Origin of the sequence: Vibrio sp. S234-5 (assembly GCF_000960595.1) — a bacterium.
Taxonomy (GTDB): domain Bacteria; phylum Pseudomonadota; class Gammaproteobacteria; order Enterobacterales; family Vibrionaceae; genus Vibrio.
Window position 1 is genome coordinate 1 of sequence record NZ_JZAM01000388.1, and the last position, 605, is coordinate 605.

Sequence of the window (605 nt, forward strand, 5' to 3'; positions counted from 1 at the left end):
GTACGCTTAGTCACTTAACCATACAACCCGAAAGGGTCTTTGTTAAACAACCAAGGTTCGCTATCTCATTATTTGAATGAGCGAGATAGCATTGATTTGCCGGACTCAATTTTGAATCGTCACTATAACAGTGACATTCCCAAGAACACTTGAATGTGTTTTGTTGGTGTTTGTCTTAAAGACAAACATTGAGAACTTTACAAACAACAATAAATTGTTGTTTTGTCAGCTTTCCAAATTGTTAAAGAGCAAGATTTCTTTCGAAACCATGTTTAAAAGCACTATCACTAATGCACTTAAAGATGGTGGAGCTATGCGGGATCGAACCGCAGACCTCCTGCGTGCAAGGCAGGCGCTCTCCCAGCTGAGCTATAGCCCCATCAGTAGTGGTGGGTCTGAGTGGACTCGAACCACCGACCTTACGCTTATCAGGCGTACGCTCTAACCACCTGAGCTACAGACCCACTAAATGCTCTAATCTAAACCATATCAATCTGTGTGGACACTCATCGCGACTTATTTGTTTCCGCTTTAAAAAGCAGAAGCAAACTATCCGTATCGTATAAGGAGGTGATCCAGCGCCAGGTTCCCCTAGCGCTACCTTG

General features: G+C 43.6%; 2 tRNA genes. Both read right to left on the bottom strand.

From position 1 onward, the window contains the following. Window positions 1–303 precede the first annotated feature (303 nt). Window positions 304–379: transfer RNA gene (locus UF06_RS22205), tRNA-Ala, on the bottom strand. Between the two features lie 8 nt (window positions 380–387). After that, window positions 388–464 (bottom strand) — tRNA-Ile (locus tag UF06_RS22210). Window positions 465–605: the final 141 nt, after the last annotated feature.